General features: G+C 44.5%; 12 protein-coding genes. 5 read left to right on the top strand and 7 right to left on the bottom strand.

Features of this window, described 5'->3' with window-relative positions; genetic code table 11:
• Positions 1 to 84: 84 nt before the first annotated feature.
• Entirely contained in the window at positions 85 to 939 is an 855-nt protein-coding gene (locus H5300_RS14470) for a MurR/RpiR family transcriptional regulator (protein ID WP_004734686.1), read from the top strand.
• A gap of 123 nt (positions 940 to 1,062) precedes the next feature.
• On the opposite strand, the gene H5300_RS14465 is transcribed toward H5300_RS14470, so the two are convergent.
• Positions 1,063 to 2,364 carry an iron-containing alcohol dehydrogenase gene (locus H5300_RS14465; RefSeq protein ID WP_182796252.1) on the bottom strand — a complete coding sequence of 434 codons (1,302 nt, stop codon included), beginning with the start codon at positions 2,362 to 2,364 and terminating at the stop codon, positions 1,063 to 1,065.
• Between the two features lie 528 nt (positions 2,365 to 2,892).
• Here H5300_RS14465 and H5300_RS14460 point away from each other — a divergent pair.
• Together H5300_RS14460 and H5300_RS14455 are read left to right on the top strand one after the other, a co-directional pair.
• Positions 2,893 to 3,156, top strand: coding sequence for a GrxA family glutaredoxin (locus tag H5300_RS14460; RefSeq protein ID WP_009847069.1), 264 nt, complete (start codon positions 2,893 to 2,895; stop codon positions 3,154 to 3,156).
• A 250-nt stretch (positions 3,157 to 3,406) separates the two neighbouring features.
• Positions 3,407 to 5,089, top strand: coding sequence for an aspartate:alanine antiporter (locus tag H5300_RS14455; protein WP_182796251.1), 1,683 nt, complete (start codon positions 3,407 to 3,409; stop codon positions 5,087 to 5,089).
• A gap of 421 nt (positions 5,090 to 5,510) precedes the next feature.
• Here H5300_RS14455 and fabV read toward each other — a convergent pair whose 3' ends face one another.
• From fabV to H5300_RS14435, 4 genes are all read right to left on the bottom strand, one after another.
• The gene (gene fabV, locus H5300_RS14450) at positions 5,511 to 6,713 is read right to left on the bottom strand and encodes an enoyl-ACP reductase FabV (RefSeq protein ID WP_029224510.1); all 1,203 of its coding nucleotides are present in this window, start codon (positions 6,711 to 6,713) and stop codon (positions 5,511 to 5,513) included.
• A 210-nt stretch (positions 6,714 to 6,923) separates the two neighbouring features.
• Entirely contained in the window at positions 6,924 to 9,206 is a 2,283-nt protein-coding gene (locus H5300_RS14445; protein ID WP_182796250.1) for an acyl-CoA dehydrogenase, read from the bottom strand.
• A 55-nt stretch (positions 9,207 to 9,261) separates the two neighbouring features.
• Positions 9,262 to 9,891 carry a TetR/AcrR family transcriptional regulator gene (locus H5300_RS14440; RefSeq protein WP_029222147.1) on the bottom strand — a complete coding sequence of 210 codons (630 nt, stop codon included), beginning with the start codon at positions 9,889 to 9,891 and terminating at the stop codon, positions 9,262 to 9,264.
• 459 nt (positions 9,892 to 10,350) lie between these two features.
• Positions 10,351 to 14,160, bottom strand: coding sequence for a VCBS domain-containing protein (locus H5300_RS14435; protein WP_182796249.1), 3,810 nt, complete (start codon positions 14,158 to 14,160; stop codon positions 10,351 to 10,353).
• Positions 14,161 to 14,461: 301 nt separating this feature from the next.
• Here H5300_RS14435 and H5300_RS14430 point away from each other — a divergent pair, with 301 nt between their 5' ends.
• Positions 14,462 to 15,769, top strand: a complete 1,308-nt coding sequence (locus H5300_RS14430; protein ID WP_017079061.1) for a TolC family outer membrane protein — start codon at positions 14,462 to 14,464, stop codon at positions 15,767 to 15,769.
• Positions 15,769 to 16,380: an OmpA family protein gene (locus H5300_RS14425; RefSeq protein ID WP_004734678.1), complete on the top strand. Its 612-nt coding sequence runs from the start codon at positions 15,769 to 15,771 to the stop codon at positions 16,378 to 16,380. The genes H5300_RS14430 and H5300_RS14425 overlap by 1 nt, the downstream gene beginning before the upstream one ends.
• A 248-nt stretch (positions 16,381 to 16,628) precedes the next feature.
• Here the strand turns inward: H5300_RS14425 and nhaA are convergent, their stop codons facing one another.
• Positions 16,629 to 17,792 carry a Na+/H+ antiporter NhaA gene (gene nhaA / locus H5300_RS14420; RefSeq protein WP_004734677.1) on the bottom strand — a complete coding sequence of 388 codons (1,164 nt, stop codon included), beginning with the start codon at positions 17,790 to 17,792 and terminating at the stop codon, positions 16,629 to 16,631.
• Between the two features lie 273 nt (positions 17,793 to 18,065).
• Positions 18,066 to 19,214 (bottom strand): lipocalin-like domain-containing protein, encoded by a 1,149-nt coding sequence (locus H5300_RS14415; protein WP_102535028.1) that lies wholly within the window; start codon positions 19,212 to 19,214, stop codon positions 18,066 to 18,068.
• Positions 19,215 to 19,414 lie beyond the last annotated feature (200 nt).

The following is a 19,414-nucleotide window of genomic DNA, read 5'->3' as shown; positions in this document are numbered from 1 at the left end:
TGTGCTTACTGATATTTGCTTCAGCCATACCCCCTGGTAAAAGATATTAACTAGCAAGTTGTTCTCTATACCCTTGTGAACACTATGAATACATTAGAAAAAATACAAAAAAACCTGGAAAATTTCAGCAAGTCTGAGCGTAAGGTAGCCGAAGTAATCATGGCTTCCCCTCAAACTGCAATTCATTCTAGCATTGCTACCTTAGCTAAAATGGCTGACGTGAGTGAGCCTACAGTTAACCGCTTCTGTCGTCGTTTAGACACAAAGGGCTTTCCTGACTTCAAACTTCACCTAGCTCAAAGCTTGGCGAACGGTACACCTTACGTGAACCGTAATGTTGAAGAAGATGATGGCCCAGATGCTTACACGCATAAGATTTTCGAATCAACTATGGCTTGTCTAGACGTTGCTAAAAACAGTCTAGACGCGATGCAAGTTAACCGTGCGGTTGACCTGCTGACTCAAGCAAAACGCATTTCATTCTTCGGACTGGGTGCCTCTTCTGCTGTAGCCAAAGATGCTCAAAACAAGTTCATTCGTTTCAATATCCCAATCACTTGTTTCGAAGACATCGTGATGCAACGCATGAGCTGCATTAACTGCAGTGACAACGACGTTATTGTTCTTATCTCTCACACTGGCCGCACAAAAAGCCAAGTTGAGATTGCGAACTTAGCTCGCGAGAACGGCGCAACCGTTATCGCTATCACAGCGAAAGACTCTCCATTAGATAAAGCGAGCTCGCTGTCTATCTCATTGGATGTACCGGAAGACACTGACGTTTACATGCCAATGGCAAGTCGCGTTGTTCAGATGACGGTTATCGATGTGCTAGCAACAGGCTTTACACTTCGTCGTGGTTCTGGTTTCAGAGAGAACCTAAAGCGCGTGAAAGAGTCACTTCGTGATTCACGTTACGAGAAGTATTCTCAATTCTAATCTGTTAAGGCATGACCTGAAAACAGATGACCAGAGAACAAGTTGAATTAAAAAACGGAGCCTAGTGCTCCGTTTTTATTTATCTGTTTACAATGGTTTATGCAGTGGACTGTTCGAAGAACGTTAGATCGTCCAGCTATTGCCTTTCTCTACAACATTATTCTCAGACGCATAAGAGTTAATAATGGTAAAACTCGACTCGGCAGCCTGTTCTGGGGCAAGTTGATTAGCCTGATTCATTGAGGCTGTATCATGATCCCCCTCTCCACAACTGCACTCCTCGCAAACCTGCTTCAGAATATGTACAAGCCTCTCTTGATTCAACGGTAAAGGGGTTCCTTTAATCGCCACTGATTTGAGCGCATCGGCAGACACCTCATCAAACTGAGCTTCGCAGACACCAAATTCAAGTAAGCTTGGTAGCTTGAGTGTATCCAACACTTCAGATAACCAAGTAATCGCCTCTTCTTCTTTTGCTTCTACGTTACCCGTCACTATCTGAGCGATTCGCTGATAACGCGCTAATATGTCGTTTCTTTGCTGCTCTTTCGCTACTGCTATGTTTTCTAACATCACAAATGGTGCCAAGCGCGCTGTAATCACACTGTGCGGCGCAGAAATCTTACCTCCTAACGCAGAAGCTAGCCCGTGCGCAGCACCGAGCTTAGCATTGGTTATCGCCATTCCTCCGAGCATAGAAGCGAAGGCAAGATCAGAACGCGCTTGAGGTTCATCATAGATACACGCCTGAATGACAGAACAACTCAGCTTACGCAACCCTTCTTCACAGATCATATCGGTTAACGGATTCGGTTCACCACACACATAGGCTTCCATTAAATGGGTAAATGCGTCCATAGCACCGCGGCCAGATAAATACGGATTAGTGCCATGGGTTAATGCAGGGTCAACAATCGCGACGTCAGCTAGCATCTCTGGGCTTCTAAGGCTTATCTTGACTTGGTCTTGGCCTGATTTAAGTACCGCATTTTTAGTGACCTCAGCGCCGGTACTCGCTGTGGTTGGAATAGCGATAAACGGAAGCGGTTTAGTTTTAAGAGGAACATTACGCCCAACCACTTCAACATAGTCGTATAAATTACCTTGATTGGGTAAAACCGCAGCTAACGCTTTTCCCATATCAATGGCACTGCCGCCACCCATTGCCACCACCATATCAGGTTTAAATCGCCGAGCAGACGTGGCAGCCTCTTCAACCATTTTGATATTGGGTTCACCCGAAACGGCAATCTGCTGGTAACGCATACTCTGCGCATCTAGATAATCAGTAACAAGTGAGGTGCGTTCTAATGTATTACCAGTAACCAATAACACGCTGTAGCCGTATTGATTAAAGAGAGACAATGAAGCGGGAAGTGCCCCATCACCAAAGATGATCTTTGTAGATGTCATAAATTGAAACATGGAGCCTCCTGCGCCTATGACTAAACAAAACTACGAACTCTTGGTTTTTTTGAAATTCTTGCTTTTTGGCATTTAATCTTCGGAATACAACCTTCGAAATGTAACCTTTGTACTTACAACACAATGCCTGCATCTTAAATACAAGCACACTAAAATGGGGTTACATCTGGCAGCTTACCGAATATGGTTCCATACCCAATAATAAGATGCCTCGTTCTGTGTTTGATTTTTTTGACGAGGTGCAACTTGTCACATTAAAGATGGATTAAAGTCGCAATCTTAGGGGTAATTCACACTCTAATATTAAGGGTACTTAACAATGGTAGAGGCCAGTGAACGCGACCCTACCTTTTTATGATTAATATTTGCGCTGATAGGCAAAACCTATCGTATTAAGAGGCAATTCCATCTTTATTTCCCCATGGCATTGAGGCATAGTTGGTTTTAAGAAATTTTGAGTGGCATTCATTAAAGAATAGTTAACATAATTGAGTTAACGAGCCTCATCCCGTATTTAGGAGAAATTAAATGTTTGTAGTTATTTTTGGTCGCCCTGCTTGCCCATTCTGTGTTCGTGCAAAAGAGCATGCTGAAACTCTTAAAGCTAAACGCGATGACTTCAACTACCGTTACGTTGACATCCACGCTGAAGGCATCAGCAAAGCTGACCTTGAGAAGACTGTTGGTAAGCCTGTAGACACAGTGCCACAAATCTTCATCGACCAAGACCACATCGGCGGCTGCACAGAATTTGAAGCATACGCAAAAGAAAACCTAGGTCTTTTCGACTAAGCTAAGATTTCTCTTACGAGATCCAATGCTAAAGCCTAAAACAGCTAACCAATTCAAGCGTTAGACTGTACGATTTATATCAAGCCCGCTCACTGTAGCGGGCTTTTTTTATGACGAGTTTTCGTACGGAATAATAATAAAGTCAAAATCAAGTAAAATAGCAAAATATCGCTTATATTTTATTTATATTTAGATACAATCCACCTCTCAAACTTACCCTGTGTTTCACGCCAATTATTGAGCGACCACTGTGAATATCGACGTTGTTTTTCTGTTAGAACAAAACCCCATTCTCCTCATCTTTGTTGTTTTATCGATTGGATTAGCCATTGGTAAAATTCGTTTCGGTAGCCTCCAACTTGGCAATTCAATCGGTGTTCTGATTACTTCCCTTATCATGGGACATCTTGGTTTTTCGTTTAACGCTGATGCGCTCACGATTGGCTTCATGCTTTTCATCTACTGTGTTGGTATTGAAGCAGGACCAAACTTCTTCGGTATCTTCTTCAGAGACGGTAAGCATTATCTCATTCTGAGCCTTGTGGTTCTCTCTACCGCAATTGCTTTAACGTATTTCAGTAGCCACTACCTCGGGCTAGGCTTTGGTTTATCCGCAGGCATGATGGCGGGGGCCTTAACAGCAACGCCTATATTAGTAGGTGCTCAAGATGCTCTGAATTCTGGGCTTGCAGAATTACCAAGAAACATGGATATAGGCCTGATCATCGAAAACCTCTCCGTTGGTTATGCGATGGCTTACTTAGTTGGCTTAATCAGCATGATTATGTTTGCTCGCCTTATTCCAAAGCTTCAGAAAGTTAACCTACACGATTCAGCTGAGCAAATCGCCCAAGAGCGTGGCTTAGGTGCTTCAGGGCAACGTAAGGTTTACCTTCCAATCATACGAGCTTACCGCGTAGGACAAGAGCTTATATCTTGGACAGACGGTAAGAACCTTCGTGAACTGGGTATCTATCGCCAAACGGGCTGTTACATCGAGCGTATTCGTCGTAACGGTATTCTTGCCCACCCAGATGGTGATGCGATCCTGCAAGAAGGTGATGAAATCGCATTGGTAGGTTTCCCTGATAGCCACGCGCGTCTCGACCCAAGCTTCCGTAATGGTAAAGAGGTTTTCGACCGTAACCTTCTCGATCTTCGTATCGTGGAAGAGGAGATTGTCGTTAAGAGTGACAACATCGCAGGTAAGCGCCTATCCGACTTGAACCTATCTGAATACGGCTGTTTCCTTAACCGCGTAGTACGTGCTCAAATTGAAATGCCGATGGACTTAAATATCGTGCTTTCTAAAGGCGATGTCCTGCAGGTGAGTGGCGAAAAGAGTCGCGTCCACGGTCTAGCTGAGAAAATTGGTTTCATCTCAATCCACAGCCAAATGGCGGATTTGATGGCCTTCTGTAGCTTTTTCATTCTGGGTATTTTGTTTGGTTTGATCACCATGACATTCGGTCAGGTGTCGTTTGGATTAGGTAATGCGGTTGGCCTGCTTTTATCCGGCATCATGCTTGGCTTCTTAAGAGCAAACCACCCTACTTTCGGTTATGTGCCTCAGGGGGCATTGAACATGGTCAAAGACCTGGGTTTGATGTTCTTCATGGTCGGTATCGGCTTGAGCGCCGGTGGTAAGATGTTTGAACACTTAACGCAAGTAGGCCCTCAGGTCATCGGTATTGCTCTAGTAGTTAGTGTTCTGCCGGTATTCTTCGCTTACTTGGTTGGTGCTTACGTATTGAAGATGAACCGAGCTCTACTATTTGGTGCCATCATTGGCGCGCGAACCTGTGCTCCGGCGATGGACATCGTAAATGACCACGCTCGCTCAACTATCCCTGCTCTGGGTTACGCGGGTACGTACGCGATTGCCAATATATTGATGACCTTAGCAGGTAATTTCATCATCATTATTAGCTAGCGTCTGCTACTTTAAAAGCAGCCAAGCTTAGATATTTCAAATGCACTAATTCATCTTGGGTTAGTGCATTTTTTATTACTTCTTCTCAGCTTTTAACGCATCCCAAGTCTGCTCTTAGAGCTTTTGCATCCTGCTATTCGTATCCGCTCTTTAAATCTCTTCGCATCCCGAAACTTGAATCCCGCATCCGCTCTTAAATCTTTTCGCATCTCGTGACTCGTATCCCGTATCTGCTCTTAACTTCTCTTCGCATCCCGCTACTAGCATCCCGTATCTGCTCTTAAATCTTTTCGCATCTCGCCACTCAAATCCCGTATCTGTATTTATTTTCTATGTCTGCTTTTAATCTCTTTCCTCAAACGACAGACAAAAAAATAGGCGCTCAATGAGCGCCTATTTCGTTTTGATTCGATTGTTTGAATTAGATGTCAGCTACATCAAATTCAACAGCAGTATCAACGTCAGCTTCGTAATCAACGCCTTCAACACCAAAACCGAACAGCTTCAAGAACTCTTCTTTGTACTCAACGTAGTCAGTCAGTTCTTTCAGGTTTTCAGTTGTGATTTGAGGCCATAGGTTACGACAATGCTCTTGAATGTCGTCACGAAGTTCTAGGTCGTCTAGACGTAGACGGTTCACTTCGTCAACTTCTGCTGCGCTGCCATCTTCTTTGTATAGACGTTGGCTGAACATACGGAAGATCTGTTCCATACAACCTTCGTGAATACCTTCTTCACGCATCTTCTTGAACACCATAGCGATGTACAGAGGCATAACAGGAATCGCAGAGCTTGCTTGAGTCACAACAGACTTAAGAACAGCAACGTTTGCAGTACCGCCAGTTTGGCCTAGTTTTTCGTTTAGCGCTGACGCTGCACGATCTAGATCCATCTTAGCTTTACCTAGCGCGCCATCCCAGTAGATTGGCCACGTTAACTCAGTACCGATGTAGCTGTAAGCAACAGTCTTACAACCGTCAGCTAAAACACCCGCTTCAGAAAGTGCGTTGATCCAAAGTTCCCAATCTTCACCGCCCATTACAGTAACAGTGTCTTTGATCTCTTCTTCAGTAGCAGGCTCAACGCTTGCTTCGATGATCGCATCTTTGTTTGTATCTACCGCTGTAGATGTGTACGTTTCGCCGATAGGCTTAAGAGCTGAACGAATTACTTCGCCAGTCTCAGGCATTTTACGCACTGGAGACGCCAGTGAGTACACAACCATATCGATTTGGCCTAGATCTTCTTTGATCAGGTCAATTGTTTTCTGTTTTGCTTCGTTAGAGAAAGCATCGCCGTTAAGGCTTTTTGAATACAGGCCTTCTTCTTTAGCTAACTTGTCGAACGCTGCTGAGTTGTAAAAGCCAGCTGTGCCCGGCTTTTTCTCAGTACCGGCTTTCTCGAAGAAAACACCGATAGTTGAAGCACCGCCACCAAATGCAGCCGCAATACGTGAAGACAAGCCGTAGCCACTTGAAGAGCCAACAACGAGTACACGTTTAGGTGCGTTTGCGATTGGGCCTTGAGCTTTTGTGTAAGCAATTTGTTCTTTTACATTAGCTTCACAACCGACTGGATGTGTTGTAGTACAGATGAATCCGCGAATTCGAGGTTTGATGATCATATTCAACTTCCTTAAAAAATCAGGGTAAGGATAAAAGTTTCGTACGCAAATGGCATCTAATTTCTGTAAAAATGTGGTGAAAATGCAAGTGGTTGGAGCACTCAGCGGATATTTGCTGACTAAGTCACCATTTGTTAACGCATCTATTGCGACTTCTACGACAAAAACAAAAAAAGGCACCTTATTAGGTGCCTTTTATCATTTCTTTATCTAAGCAACGCTATTTAGCTTAGGTTTTAACTCTTTTCGCGTCAAAGTTTCACTAAAGTCATGACTGAAGTGGTCAACTTGAATCGCTGTGTAGCGTAGTTTATCAGCAGCAACAATTTGGTCGACTTCTTCTTGTGTCAGAACATCAGCAGCAAGTGCTTGAGCCAGTTTATCCGCAAGCAAGCCTTTACGAGCCACTTTGCCCTCTTTCACTGCTTTGAAGATCTTACGCTCCAGAGGCTTGATGCTGTACATCGCATTGAAAGCATTCTCCATAAGGCCAACACTATCATCTTCCTCTTTGCCAATGTAACAAAGGTGAGTCAGACGTTCACGGTGTGCTCCCGGAGTCATCAAGCTTTCTGCTAGTTGAACTGTTAGGTTATCACTCGGTTTCTCGAAGTGGTTACCTACAGGGAAAACTAGACCTTTAAGTACTTTACCCACCATCTTGTTCGGGAAGTTTCTGTACGCTTCTTGTAGCGACTTAGCCGCATTATGGAAACAGTGTTGAACCGCGTAGTGTACGTAGTCTAGGTCAGCTTGTTGGCGACCTTCGTCTTCATACTTCTTAAGTGCAGCAGACGCCATGTATAGGTAACTTAGACCATCACCCAAACGTGCCGAGATAAGCTCTTTACGTTTCAGTTCACCACCTAGCGTCAGCATTGCGAAATCCGCACTCACTGCAAGCGCACGGCTCAAACGAGTCAAATCTTGGTAGTAAGGCTTAGTTGGACCACTCATGTCGGCTTTAATGAACTTAGAGCCAGTTAGTGCCGCACCAAAAGCACCGAACGTGTTTTTAGTTGCGTGTGAGATGTGCTTGAACAACAAGCTATCAAAGTCTTTTGCACCTTGCTTCTCATCTGGGTTCGCTGCCGCTTCCATTTCGCTCAATACGTATGGGTGACAACGTGTCGCACCTTGACCGAAGATCATCAGGTTACGAGTTAGGATGTTCGCACCTTCTACTGTGATAGCAACTGGAATACCTAGGTAAGGCGCAGCCAAGTAGTTCATTGGGCCATCTTGAATTGCACGACCTGAATGGATATCCATTGAGTCATTCAGAATAGTACGTGCCATCTCTGTCATGTGATACTTCGCAATAGCCGTTACGATACCCGGCTTCTCTTTCATATCAAGTGAAGTAGTTGTCAGTGTACGAGTCGCTTCTAGTAGATACGTTAAGCCGCCAATACGGCCTAAACTCTCAGCAACACCTTCAAATTTACCGATCGACATGCCGAATTGCTTACGAACGTAAGCGTACGCACCAGTGGTTTTCGCCGTTAGGTGGCCCATCGCCGTGCCAAGTGCCGGTAACGAGATACCGCGACCTGCAGACAGACATTCCACCAGCATACGCCAACCTTTACCTGCGTAATCTGCACCACCGATTAGCCATTCCATAGGAATAAATACATCGTGACCACGTATTGGACCATTCATAAACGCAAGACCAAGTGGATCATGACGCTCACCAATAACAACACCTTCGTGGTCTGCCGGGATAAGCGCACACGTGATGCCAATGTCTTCTTTGTCACCCAGTAGCTTTTCTGGATCGTGCAATTTGAAAGCTAGACCGAGTACCGTCGCCACTGGTGCTAGCGTAATGTAACGCTTGTTCCAGTTCAGTTTGATACCCAGCGTCTCTTTGCCTTCGTGCATGCCCATACAAACTGTTCCGACATCAGGGATACCACCCGCATCAGAACCTGCTTCAGGGCCTGTTAGTGCGAAACAAGGGATATCTGTACCGTCAGCAAGACGAGGTAACCAGTAGTCTTTTTGATCTTGAGTACCGTAGTGAGACAGTAGCTCACCAGGGCCAAGAGAGTTTGGAACCATTACCGAAACCGCAGTACTAATACTACGCGTCGCAATTTTAGTTACGATGGTAGAGTTTGCGTGCGCTGAAAATTCACGACCGCCGTACCCTTTCGCGATAATTAGCGAGAAGAAACGCTCTTTGCGTAAAAAGTTCCAAACTTCCTCAGGAAGGTCTCGGTCTTCTTTCACAATTTTGTGGTCATCAAGCATAGCGAGCAAAGTTTCAAGTTCATTATCCATGAACGATTGCTCTTCTGCTGTCAGCTGAGGTTTTGGGTACTGGTGAAGCTTAGTGAAATCTGGTTTACCAGAAAACAGCTCTCCGTCCCACCACACGCTACCCGCTTCCATCGCTTCTTTCTCGGTGCTAGATAGTGGTGGTAGTACTTTTTTAAAGAGTTTAAAAGCTGGGTCACTTACCCATTTTTGTCTTAGAGAGCTCATAGTTCAGATCCTTTTGTTCACTATATTGTTTGTGAATATTTTGCTTTTTATTGTTTTATTCTTTTGCTGACATGCCAGCGGCCAAAAATGGAATGAGAATATCGACCACTGCCTTCGCATCTATCTTTGTGTCGTAGTCATTCTCTGCAATTTCAATTAGAGCTTGGCTAGACGCCATGGTGAAAACACAAGTCCCTAGGGTGAAGTGTAAACGCCAAAATAACTGCTCTTGAGTGAGGTTCGGATTCGCTTTCATTACTGACGTCGTAAACAGAGTCAGTACTTCGCTGTAGCGAGTTGTAATGAACCAACGCAAGTGACCTTGCACATCCGTATAACCTCGACCGATGAGTAACATAAATCGGCTGGTACCGTTTGGCCTTACATCATTCAGTGCTCTTAGCGGCTGTCTTAGAGACTCAAACACATCACTCATAGAATACGTTTCGTTCAAGTTTAAGTTCACTAAAGCGTCTTGCAATGCAGGCATAAATGCTTCTAAGTATCGATTGAGTACCGCACGAACCAGAGTCTTCTTATCGCCAAAGTGGTAGTTCACTGAAGCAAGATTGACATTGGCTTTACCCGTAATGGTGCGTAAAGAGGTGTCATTAAAACCGTGCTCAGCAAATAAGCCTTCAGCCACATCTAAGATTTTGTCTTTGGTTGTACTTCTTGGTGCCATTTCAATCACTCGTATTAAACAACTGTTTGAAATATACGCTTAGTACATTTATTTAACAAGCAAGCAACATCACATTTTCACCAATTGGTCGTACCAGTTAGCAAGAATCAGCTCTAACCGATTGAATCGATGTACGTTTAATAAAAAAGGAAAAATTATTGAATTTTCTGGGAACTGAATTAGAAATGGAGGGTCATAAATTAAGTAGAAAACAGAGTATTTAGAAGTTTAACAGGCCGTCAAACTTGTTTCTCTCCCTGCTTTCTTAATTACTGCATTTTCCTTATTAACTCCTATACTTGTATCCGCCCAAACCGCATTGGTTTGGGCTTTTTTTTGCCTATGATTCAAGCAGCTTTTAATTTCAGGCAACTTTTCTTCGGCTACCCCTGAGCGCAAAAAGCCCCCGAAACCGAGGGCTTTCATTACGTCAAGCTATGGAGCATTCCACGATGCCCATTAGGCTGCATCGTTTTTAATAAGCTCTCCCAATATTGCGAGATCATTACCCAGGTCAACTGAAACGCCCATTTCCGTAGTGATCCCTTCTACCACGATTGTTTGGACGTCGTCTCCACCATTGATTGGAATAGACAAAGCGATGTCTTCGCCATCGACCGATACTTCGATCATATCAAGAAGCTCGGCCATTTGAGTTTCGTCTTGTGGATCTTCAATCAGATCATTGAGGTCGATCAAATCACCAGAGCCATTGGTATAAAGCTCAAAGTCTTTAATGATGTCTGTACCATTATCGAGTGCAGAGTCTAACCAAGTGAAAATATTGTCATCGCTATCGCCAATAAGCAGATCATTCCCAGAGCCCGCAAATAAAGGCTCGTTACTCGCAGCACTGATCACGTTATATTGTTGTGGTTCTTCAATATCAACCGTCACCGTTTCGACTGTACTTTCAGCGCCATTTGAATCTACTGCGACATAGTCAAATTGAGGGTCATCGGTTACAGCTTCATTACCTTGTACATAACGCAACTCCCAACTGCCCCCAGTCGATGACAGCTCCATTCCAACAATTGGATTACTTGGTGATGAGTAACTGAAGTCGTAAAGAATCTGCTCATGACCAGTATCACCTTCGTCTTTTTGATACTGCTCTGTGTGGGTTGTACCGTCAGCGAAAGTATAAAGTACTTCAACATAAACATTACTATTAGTGTTGAACGACCCGCCCAACCCATCTAATCCAAATTGAACGACTTCAAGTGGATTGTTGGTAAAATCTAAGACCAAGGTTTCTTGCATGTTCATTCCTTGGCCGTCAGAGTCACCAATACCAAAGCCGACGTGAGGTTGTTCCCCTTGGTACTGCTCAAGCGGTTTATCGTTATTGTCTTCAATAGATAATGTAATTGTGTTGCCGTTAGCTAAGGTAATTAGCCTTTCGGTTGGTGATACCGCGACACCCCAATTATAGAAACCATCAACGAGATCTGGCATATCGTCTGGATCGCCACTGAAGCCCATTTCAAACATCTCTCCGGGCCCGGCAACGAAGCTAATATTATTTGGAACAAACAACACACCGTTGTCGACATCAGACTGCACAATTTCTCTGGTGACGCCATTTTCATCGGTATACAAAAGGCTGCCGTTGGTTGGCAAGCTTTCTATCCGAATATTAAGTGGAATATCGTCATGGTCATCTTCTATATCTGAGATGTAATCAGGCATACCGCCATCTTCAGAATCGAAGAGGATTGGTATGATCGCGTCTTCATCATTGACGACCGTAAAGCTGGTCGCTTCAGGCGCATCGTTGACACCATTGATTGTTATCTCGATAACATGCTCGACACCATCGATGGCGGTTACGACATATCGCTCAATAACCGTGTCATCATCATTCAAATATTGAACCGCATCGTTATCAACGACATAACTCCATGCCCCTTCGGGAGTAATCGTTAACATCCCTAAAGCAAGTGCATAAGTAGACCCAATAGGGCTAAACACACCATTAGGTTTAAAGGCCGGCATATCACTGGTATCGACATCGGTAATCGTTAAAGTACCAGACACCGAGAGTTCGTTAGTATCAGGATTGACATCGACATCTTCCGTCACCTCCCCCATGTCAGAGTCACCTTCGCCAACGGTGATCTCGGATGGATCATCAGCACCGTTAATGGTGATGGTTACTTCACTGGTGGTTCCGTCAATCGCAGTAACCGTGTAAACCTCGGTGACGAATTCCTCGTCATCAAGATATTGCACATCGTCGTTGTCTACGACGTAAGTCCATTCGCCATCGTCGGTAATGGTCAACATACCCAACGCGGTGTCATTGGTTGAACCTTCAGGATTAAACGTTCCGTTAGGTTGAAAAGCCGCGACATCGTTAGCATCAACATCGGTAATCGTCAGTGTTCCCGTCGCCATCAAGTCGTTGCTTTCTGGATCGACATCAACATCTTCCGTCACCTCCCCCATATCAGAGTCACCTTCACCAACGGTAATCTCAGATGGATCATCAGCACCGTTGATGGTGATGGTTACTTCACTGGTGGTTCCGTCAATCGCAGTAACAGTGTAAACCTCAGTGACAAACTCATCGTCATCGAGATATTGCACGTTGTCGTTGTCTACGACGTAAGTCCATTCGCCATCGTCGGTAATGGTCAACATACCCAACGCGGTATCATTGGTCGAACCTTCTGGATTAAACGTTCCGTTAGGTTGAAAAGCCGCGACATCGTTAGCATCAACATCGGTAATCGTCAGTGTTCCCGTCGCCATCAAGTCGTTGCTTTCTGGATCGACATCAACATCTTCTGTCACCTCACCCATGTCTGAGTCACCTTCCCCGACAGTAATTTCGGATGGATCATCAGCACCGTTGATGGTGATGGTTACTTCACTGGTGGTTCCATCAATCGCAGTAACCGTATAAATCTCGGTGATAAACTCATCGTCATCAAGATATTGCACATTGTCGTTATCTACCACATAAGTCCATTCGCCATCGTCGGTAATGGTCAACATACCCAACGCTGTATCATTGGTCGAACCTTCTGGATTAAACGTACCATTTGGTTCAAAAGCAGCAACGTCGTTGTCGTCTACATCGGTGATGGTGAGCGTTCCGGAGGTTGTTAAGTTGTTGCTCTCTTGGTCAACATCCACATCCTCAGTAACTTCACCTGTGTCTGAATCACCTTCGCCAACGGTTATATCAGATGGATCATCGGCACCGTTAATCGTGATAGTTACTTCGCTCGTGGTACCGTCACTGGCTGTAACGGTATAAACCTCAGTCACGAATTCATCGTCGTCTAGGTATTGCACGTCATCATTATTGACTACGTAAGTCCAAGCGCCGTCAGGTTCGATGCTCAATACGCCAAGTTGTGAGTCGTTTGTTGAACCTACGAGGTTAAACTCACCATCAGCTGAAAAGGTAGGAGTGTCGCTATCTACGTCTGTAATCACGATCTGACCAGACGTCACTAATTGGTTGGTGATGTCATCGACATCAATGTCCTCAGTCACACTGCCTGAATCATCAGTGGCTACAGCTGCATCATCAGTACCAATAATAGTGACTGTAATGACTTGCTCACCTCCATCAGAAGTTTGTACTGTGGTTGTATCTTGAATTTGCTCTCCGTCAGCAAGTTCATCATAAGGACTGTTGGCTACGAAGGTCCAAGTACCATCCTCATTGACGACAAAGGTACCGAGGTCATTGTCTCCAGCGACCTCTTTGCCAATAAAGGTAACGTCCGGGTCGTCGCTGGTTAAGGCGCCACCGGTTTCAATTGGTTCATCCTGCTCAAACTCAATAACGTTAGTTTCACCTGAAATAAGCGCAAAAGCGATGATATCAAAAAGAGCAATACTTTGAGTTTCTGACAATCCTTGAAACTCAAACCCGTCAGTTTCAAAATTCGTGGCAGCTTGAGTTTCAGCCCCAGTACGTTCAATCCTACCGCTGTTGGTCAAACTCGAGCCTTCCTCACCAGCTGCAGTGTCAAACTCATCTCCTAGTTCCGTTGGATCAAATCCTTCTTCAATAGCACGCTGAACTTGAGCGATCTCATCATCGGTATCTAGTGCATTTTGTTGGCCCTGGTTATCTACAAAACGTGCAGAAACACTTGGCACATTTTCTTCACTAGTATCAAAACTGATAATTACGTCGCTAGCCGCTGGTTGTTCGCCCGGAGACAAACGTCTAACTTGGCCTTGAGCGTCGAGCACAACACTCCCGCTAGCAAGACCTAGTATATTTAGGTTGATGTTTCCCATATCCATATTCCCACTTCTGCCCAGAACATGCCAAACGCGGATTCAATCCCACTCTGCGCTGTGGCTATTTCCTACACTAAATTTAGTAGTGCCACTATTGATAATCAACTCACTAGAAGGGTGTAAATTTGGTGATTTTCAAATTAGTCAATAGCAATAGCGACTTACATTCAAAAAAAACCCAACAAACTTCGCATTTTTTTGCAAATGTCCTAAGCTTCGTTTAATACCCTTCTCTCAATCTAACGGGAAACCTAGGTTGGGAAACGGATGAGACATTGAAAGTAGAAGGAGAGCTACTTTGAAATTGTTTAAATTATCCATCATGTGTTGCTTAGTTGCTGCAGCACCACTCGCCGCGCAAACTCTGGAACAGTCTGTGGCTATTACCTTGGCAACGAATCCAGAGATAAAAAGCATCTTCAACGAATATGCGAGCGTAAAAAAACGTAATGATGCCTCAGGAGGAGCGTACAAGCCCAGTATCGACCTTGATGCTGGTATTGGTTACGAAGGCATAAATCCTGCACCAAATAACGGCCCCGATACCGATCTAACAAGAAAGGAAGCGACGATTTCCCTCACGCAATTGCTGTGGGATGGTTCCGCGACTCTGTACGACATTGATCGTACCGCCGCAGAAGCCGAGTCGGTTCGTTTACAATTGATTGCAGATGCCGAAGACAAAGCGCTGGAGGTAACACAAATCTATCTAGACGCGGTGAAAGCCACTGAGGTGTTGGCACTGTCAGAAAGTAACCTTTCAATACACAAAAAAATCTATAAAGATATTAAGAAACGAGCTAATTCTGGTATAGGTTCAACAGCGGATGTGTCGCAAGTAGAAGCTAGGATTGCAAAGGCTCATGGTAACTTATTGGCTGCACAGAATAATTTGATCGATACACATACCCAATTTAGACGTGTGGTGGGTCAAGAACCCCTAGGTTTAATTTACCCAAGAGCTGATATTTCTAGAATTCCTTTGTCGTTAACAGACGCCATTGTTGATGCCTTAGACAAACACCCCGTGATCAAAATCGCGGCAGCTGATGTTGACGCTGCGCACTTCCAATACAAACAATCGAAAGGCGTGAACTACCCTACCTTCTCCATTGAGGCATCACAGTCATGGCGTGACGATGCAGGTGGCGATGAAGGCTCAAGTCAAGAAACGCTCGCGATGCTGCGAATGCGATATAACTTGTACAACGGCGGAACAGACAGTGCTAACTCTGAAGCGGCTGCTTACCAATTGAACAAAGCAAAAGATCTGAGAGATCGTGCTTATCGCCAAGTGGAAGAAGGCCTTCGCCTTTCATGGAGCGCCTTAGACCTCACGCTGCAACAAAAGAACTTCCTATCTGATCATGTTGATTCAGCTTCGGAAACCGTTATCGCATATGAAAAACAATACCGAATAGGCAAACGTACTCTTCTTGACTTGCTCAACACTGAGAACGAACTATTTGAAGCCCGTAAAGATTATCTAGATGCCCATTACTCTGAGCAGTACGCTAAATACCGAGTGATGAACGCAACAGGTTCTTTATTGAATGCTCTACTGGTTGATATTCCAGAGGAGTGGACAACGGCTATGGAGTATTAATGATGAAAGTAACGTACTTATTACTTCCCGTATTAACGATGACTTTATTTGCCTGTTCTAGCCAACAGGAAGAGGCTTACATCGAGACACCTGAAGCAGAACAGATTGCAGACCTGCAAGACGACGACAACGATGGTGTGGTAAACGCGCGCGATACCTGCCCAGGAACGCCTGAAGCGTCACAAGTCGACAATGACGGCTGTGGTGAAACGATTCGAGCAGAAGAAGTCAGACAGTTAAAAATACTCTTTGCTCATGACTCATTTGAAGTGAACCCAATATTTTCTGATCAAATCAGTACAATGGCTGAATTCCTTGAGACTTACAAAAGTGCGTCGATTGAAATACAAGGTTACGCGAGTAAAGTGGGTTCCAACGAATACAACTTAGATTTATCAAAAAGACGAGCAAACAATGTTCAAGACGAGTTACTGTCGAATGGTATAGAGCCAGAGCGAGTAAGAATTGTCGGTTATGGTGAAGAACGCCTGGAAAACGAGGGTGATGATGCTACTTCGCATGCACTAAACCGTAAGGTAACGGCAACCGTGGTTGGGTTAAGTGAACAAATCGTTGAAGAGTGGACCATTTTTACCACGCTAGAAAAATAGCGTGACATTGTCACTGAAATGTAAGACGGGTTATCTTACAAAGACAGCTTAACAGTAAGATCAAGAAAGCCGTGATAGGGTTGCCCATCACGGCTTTTTTGTTCTTTGTTGTCACATGAGTCGAGGGATGACTCTGTGACTCTTCTTGCTACTCAAGAGTTGGCTTGTTACTCAGTGAGTAGGCTCGCTATCAAGCGAACCTACTACCGAATATAGTTTTACTTACCAACTATGCTTTTACTTACCAATTATAGCTTTACTTCTTGTTGCTTAGTCTTCGGTAGAGAAATACTTAGCAGGAAGTAACCTAAGATAGCTGCAGTCGTTGATCCCATCAGGATGCCTAGTCGAGCGAGCGTATCAAAGTCTGCGTTAGTTGGACCAAATGCTAGTGATGAAATAAAGATAGACATCGTAAAGCCAATACCACACAACACAGATACCGCGAAGATGTTCATGAAATTCACACCTTCAGGAAGTTTAGCTACACCCGTTTTCACAGCGCCCCAGCTGAATAGGAAGATACCCAGTGGCTTACCAACCAATAGACCCATAGCGATACCAAGCGGTAACATGCCTGTAAGGTTTGAAATTGAGATGCCTTCCAGTGAGATACCTGCGTTTGCAAATGCGAAGATTGGCAAAATTGCAAAAGCGACGTATGGGTGCAGAGCATGCTCTAGGTGTTTCAGTGGAGAACGCTCCCCTTTATTGCCTTTCAGTGGGATAGCAAAACCAATAACTACACCAGCCAATGTTGCATGAACACCAGACTTCAATACTGCGAACCACAGAATTGCACCGACAATGAGGTAAATACTCAGCTTAGTCACATGCTTGTTGTTTAGCATGAACAGCACACCCGTTGCGATGAAGCCAACCGTTAGTGCAAGCGTCGATAGATCGCCTGAGTAGAACAGTGCAATGATAACAACAACACCTAAGTCATCGATAATTGCTAATGCTAGTAAGAATACCTTCAAGCTGACCGGTACTCGGTTACCAAGAAGAGCCATGATACCCAATGCGAATGCGATATCTGTTGCTGCTGGAATAGCCCAGCCCTGAAGCGCTTCAGGGTTACTTGAATTGAATAGCACGTAAATAAGTGCAGGAGCTAGCATACCACCCACAGCTGCAATAGCTGGGAAGATTGCTGTCTCTTTAGACTTTAATGCGCCTTCTAAAAGTTCGCGCTTAACTTCTAAGCCGATTAGAAGGAAGAAGACAGCCATTAAGCCATCGTTAATCCAGTGAGACACAGACATACCAAGAACGTAACTATGCAATACGCCTTGGTACATTTCGTTCAGTGGTGAGTTTGCTACAAACATTGCGATCGCCGCAGCGATGACTAGTATGATGCCGCCAGCAGATTCCATTTTAAAGAAGTCACGGATGACGTCGGTCATGATTTCGCCCTTATATTTATTATTTAAATAAACGAATAACAAAGAATAACCATGAGTTTATATCCAAGCGTAATCGATAGATAATCACTTCTTCGGATGTTTAACTTCGGTTTTTCCTACAAATACTAAACAATACGTCGTATATTCCATAATGTTGTTATGCACCATAAAATAAGTATAGATGAGATCACAAAGGCTGTATGCACAATTAATCAGGGGCTCACAAAAATCATGAGCACAAAAAAGGCTATCAAATGATAGCCTTAGGTGTTTTTAGTAACCGGTTAATTGCATAAAGCCTGTCGCTTCATGGCTTCCGCTCGCCATAATTGGCCCTTCCCAATATGGTATGACAAATGGCAACCACATATCTCGGCGTTTGATGCGTGTCGTGAGGTTGATATTGTGCTGTGGCACGTTAATAATCCATTGGAGCGGCATTCTTCTACCATTCTGTAGCGTCGTATTCTGTAAAGGCTTGATAGAAATATCTGAGTCCGTTAACTGGTACACCTTGCCCGAACGAGTGGCCAATGTTCCAAAAACATAAGGCAGCTGTTGATTATGGCGGTAGCGGTTAATACTCAGCGCTGTACCATCATCGAGATTAAACACGAACCAATCCCAGCCTTGTTGACCCACTCCGAGTAAGCCACTGCCCCACTCTTTATGTACCCAAGCTGTGCCTTCTACTTCCTTGGTAACGCCGTCCAGATTCAATACACCGCTTAGGGATAAAAATGGAGCGCTGAAGTTATAAGACGCGACAGGCAATAAATCGTGCTTTTTCTGGTAACCATTATCGCCGTTGAGCACATAGGGCCCTTTCGCAATGGTGTCGAGTTCAAGGCCAAACGTATCCGTTTTCACTTGAAGGCGACCAGGAAATGGTGTGTTGCCAAGGGCGCGCCAGTTCCAGTTATCAATCCAAATTCTAAACGGACGACTGGTCATTCCCGCTTGGCCAATACCACCACGCGCTAAGCGTTGCTCTTTCCAAACCTTAGAATCAGAAGAGATCACGACATTTGAAATATAAACCTGTGGGCTTTGCCACCCCGGCGTCTCGCGTTCGTCAGTCGCTATTCGGAAGAAGCTCCATTGAACGGAGTACTTTTTGCCATCATCCCCTTTTAGAGAAGCAAAGTAATGCCACCACTCGTGTTGAAATTCTGGGTGGAATTGGAAGTCTCGAGGTAACGAAACGCTGCGGTCAGGTAACACAGGCTCGAATACATTAAAGTGCTCGCTTACAAGCACTGAATTGACCTCGTTCACGCCTTTCTCGCCAACATCAGCAAAGTAAGAGTAGTACGCCCAGACACCTAAAATGGTGCCAAAGAAACCGATCAATAATAGAGAGGAGACAAATCGGTGTCTGAATTTCGTTGAGCCATTTCGTTGAAGCATATTAAAGCGCATCCCTCAGTGATTTCATCGGAGTGTTCCGAATCATTCTCATCACTGGCAAAGCACCAGCTAACATCAATGCTGCCATAAGGGCGCGAATATACTTTGTTAATCTGATGTAAAAAGAACTTTTTCCCTGTAATCTTTATTCCATGCGGCTTGGTTCATCTTTCTTGGTACAGACAAGTTACCCTCTGATTTTCTAAATAGGT

The organism is Vibrio sp. SG41-7 (assembly GCF_014164465.1).
Lineage (GTDB): Bacteria > Pseudomonadota > Gammaproteobacteria > Enterobacterales > Vibrionaceae > Vibrio > Vibrio splendidus.
The sequence above is the reverse complement of the archived record's forward strand: the minus strand, read 5'-3'. Positions and strand labels throughout refer to the sequence as shown.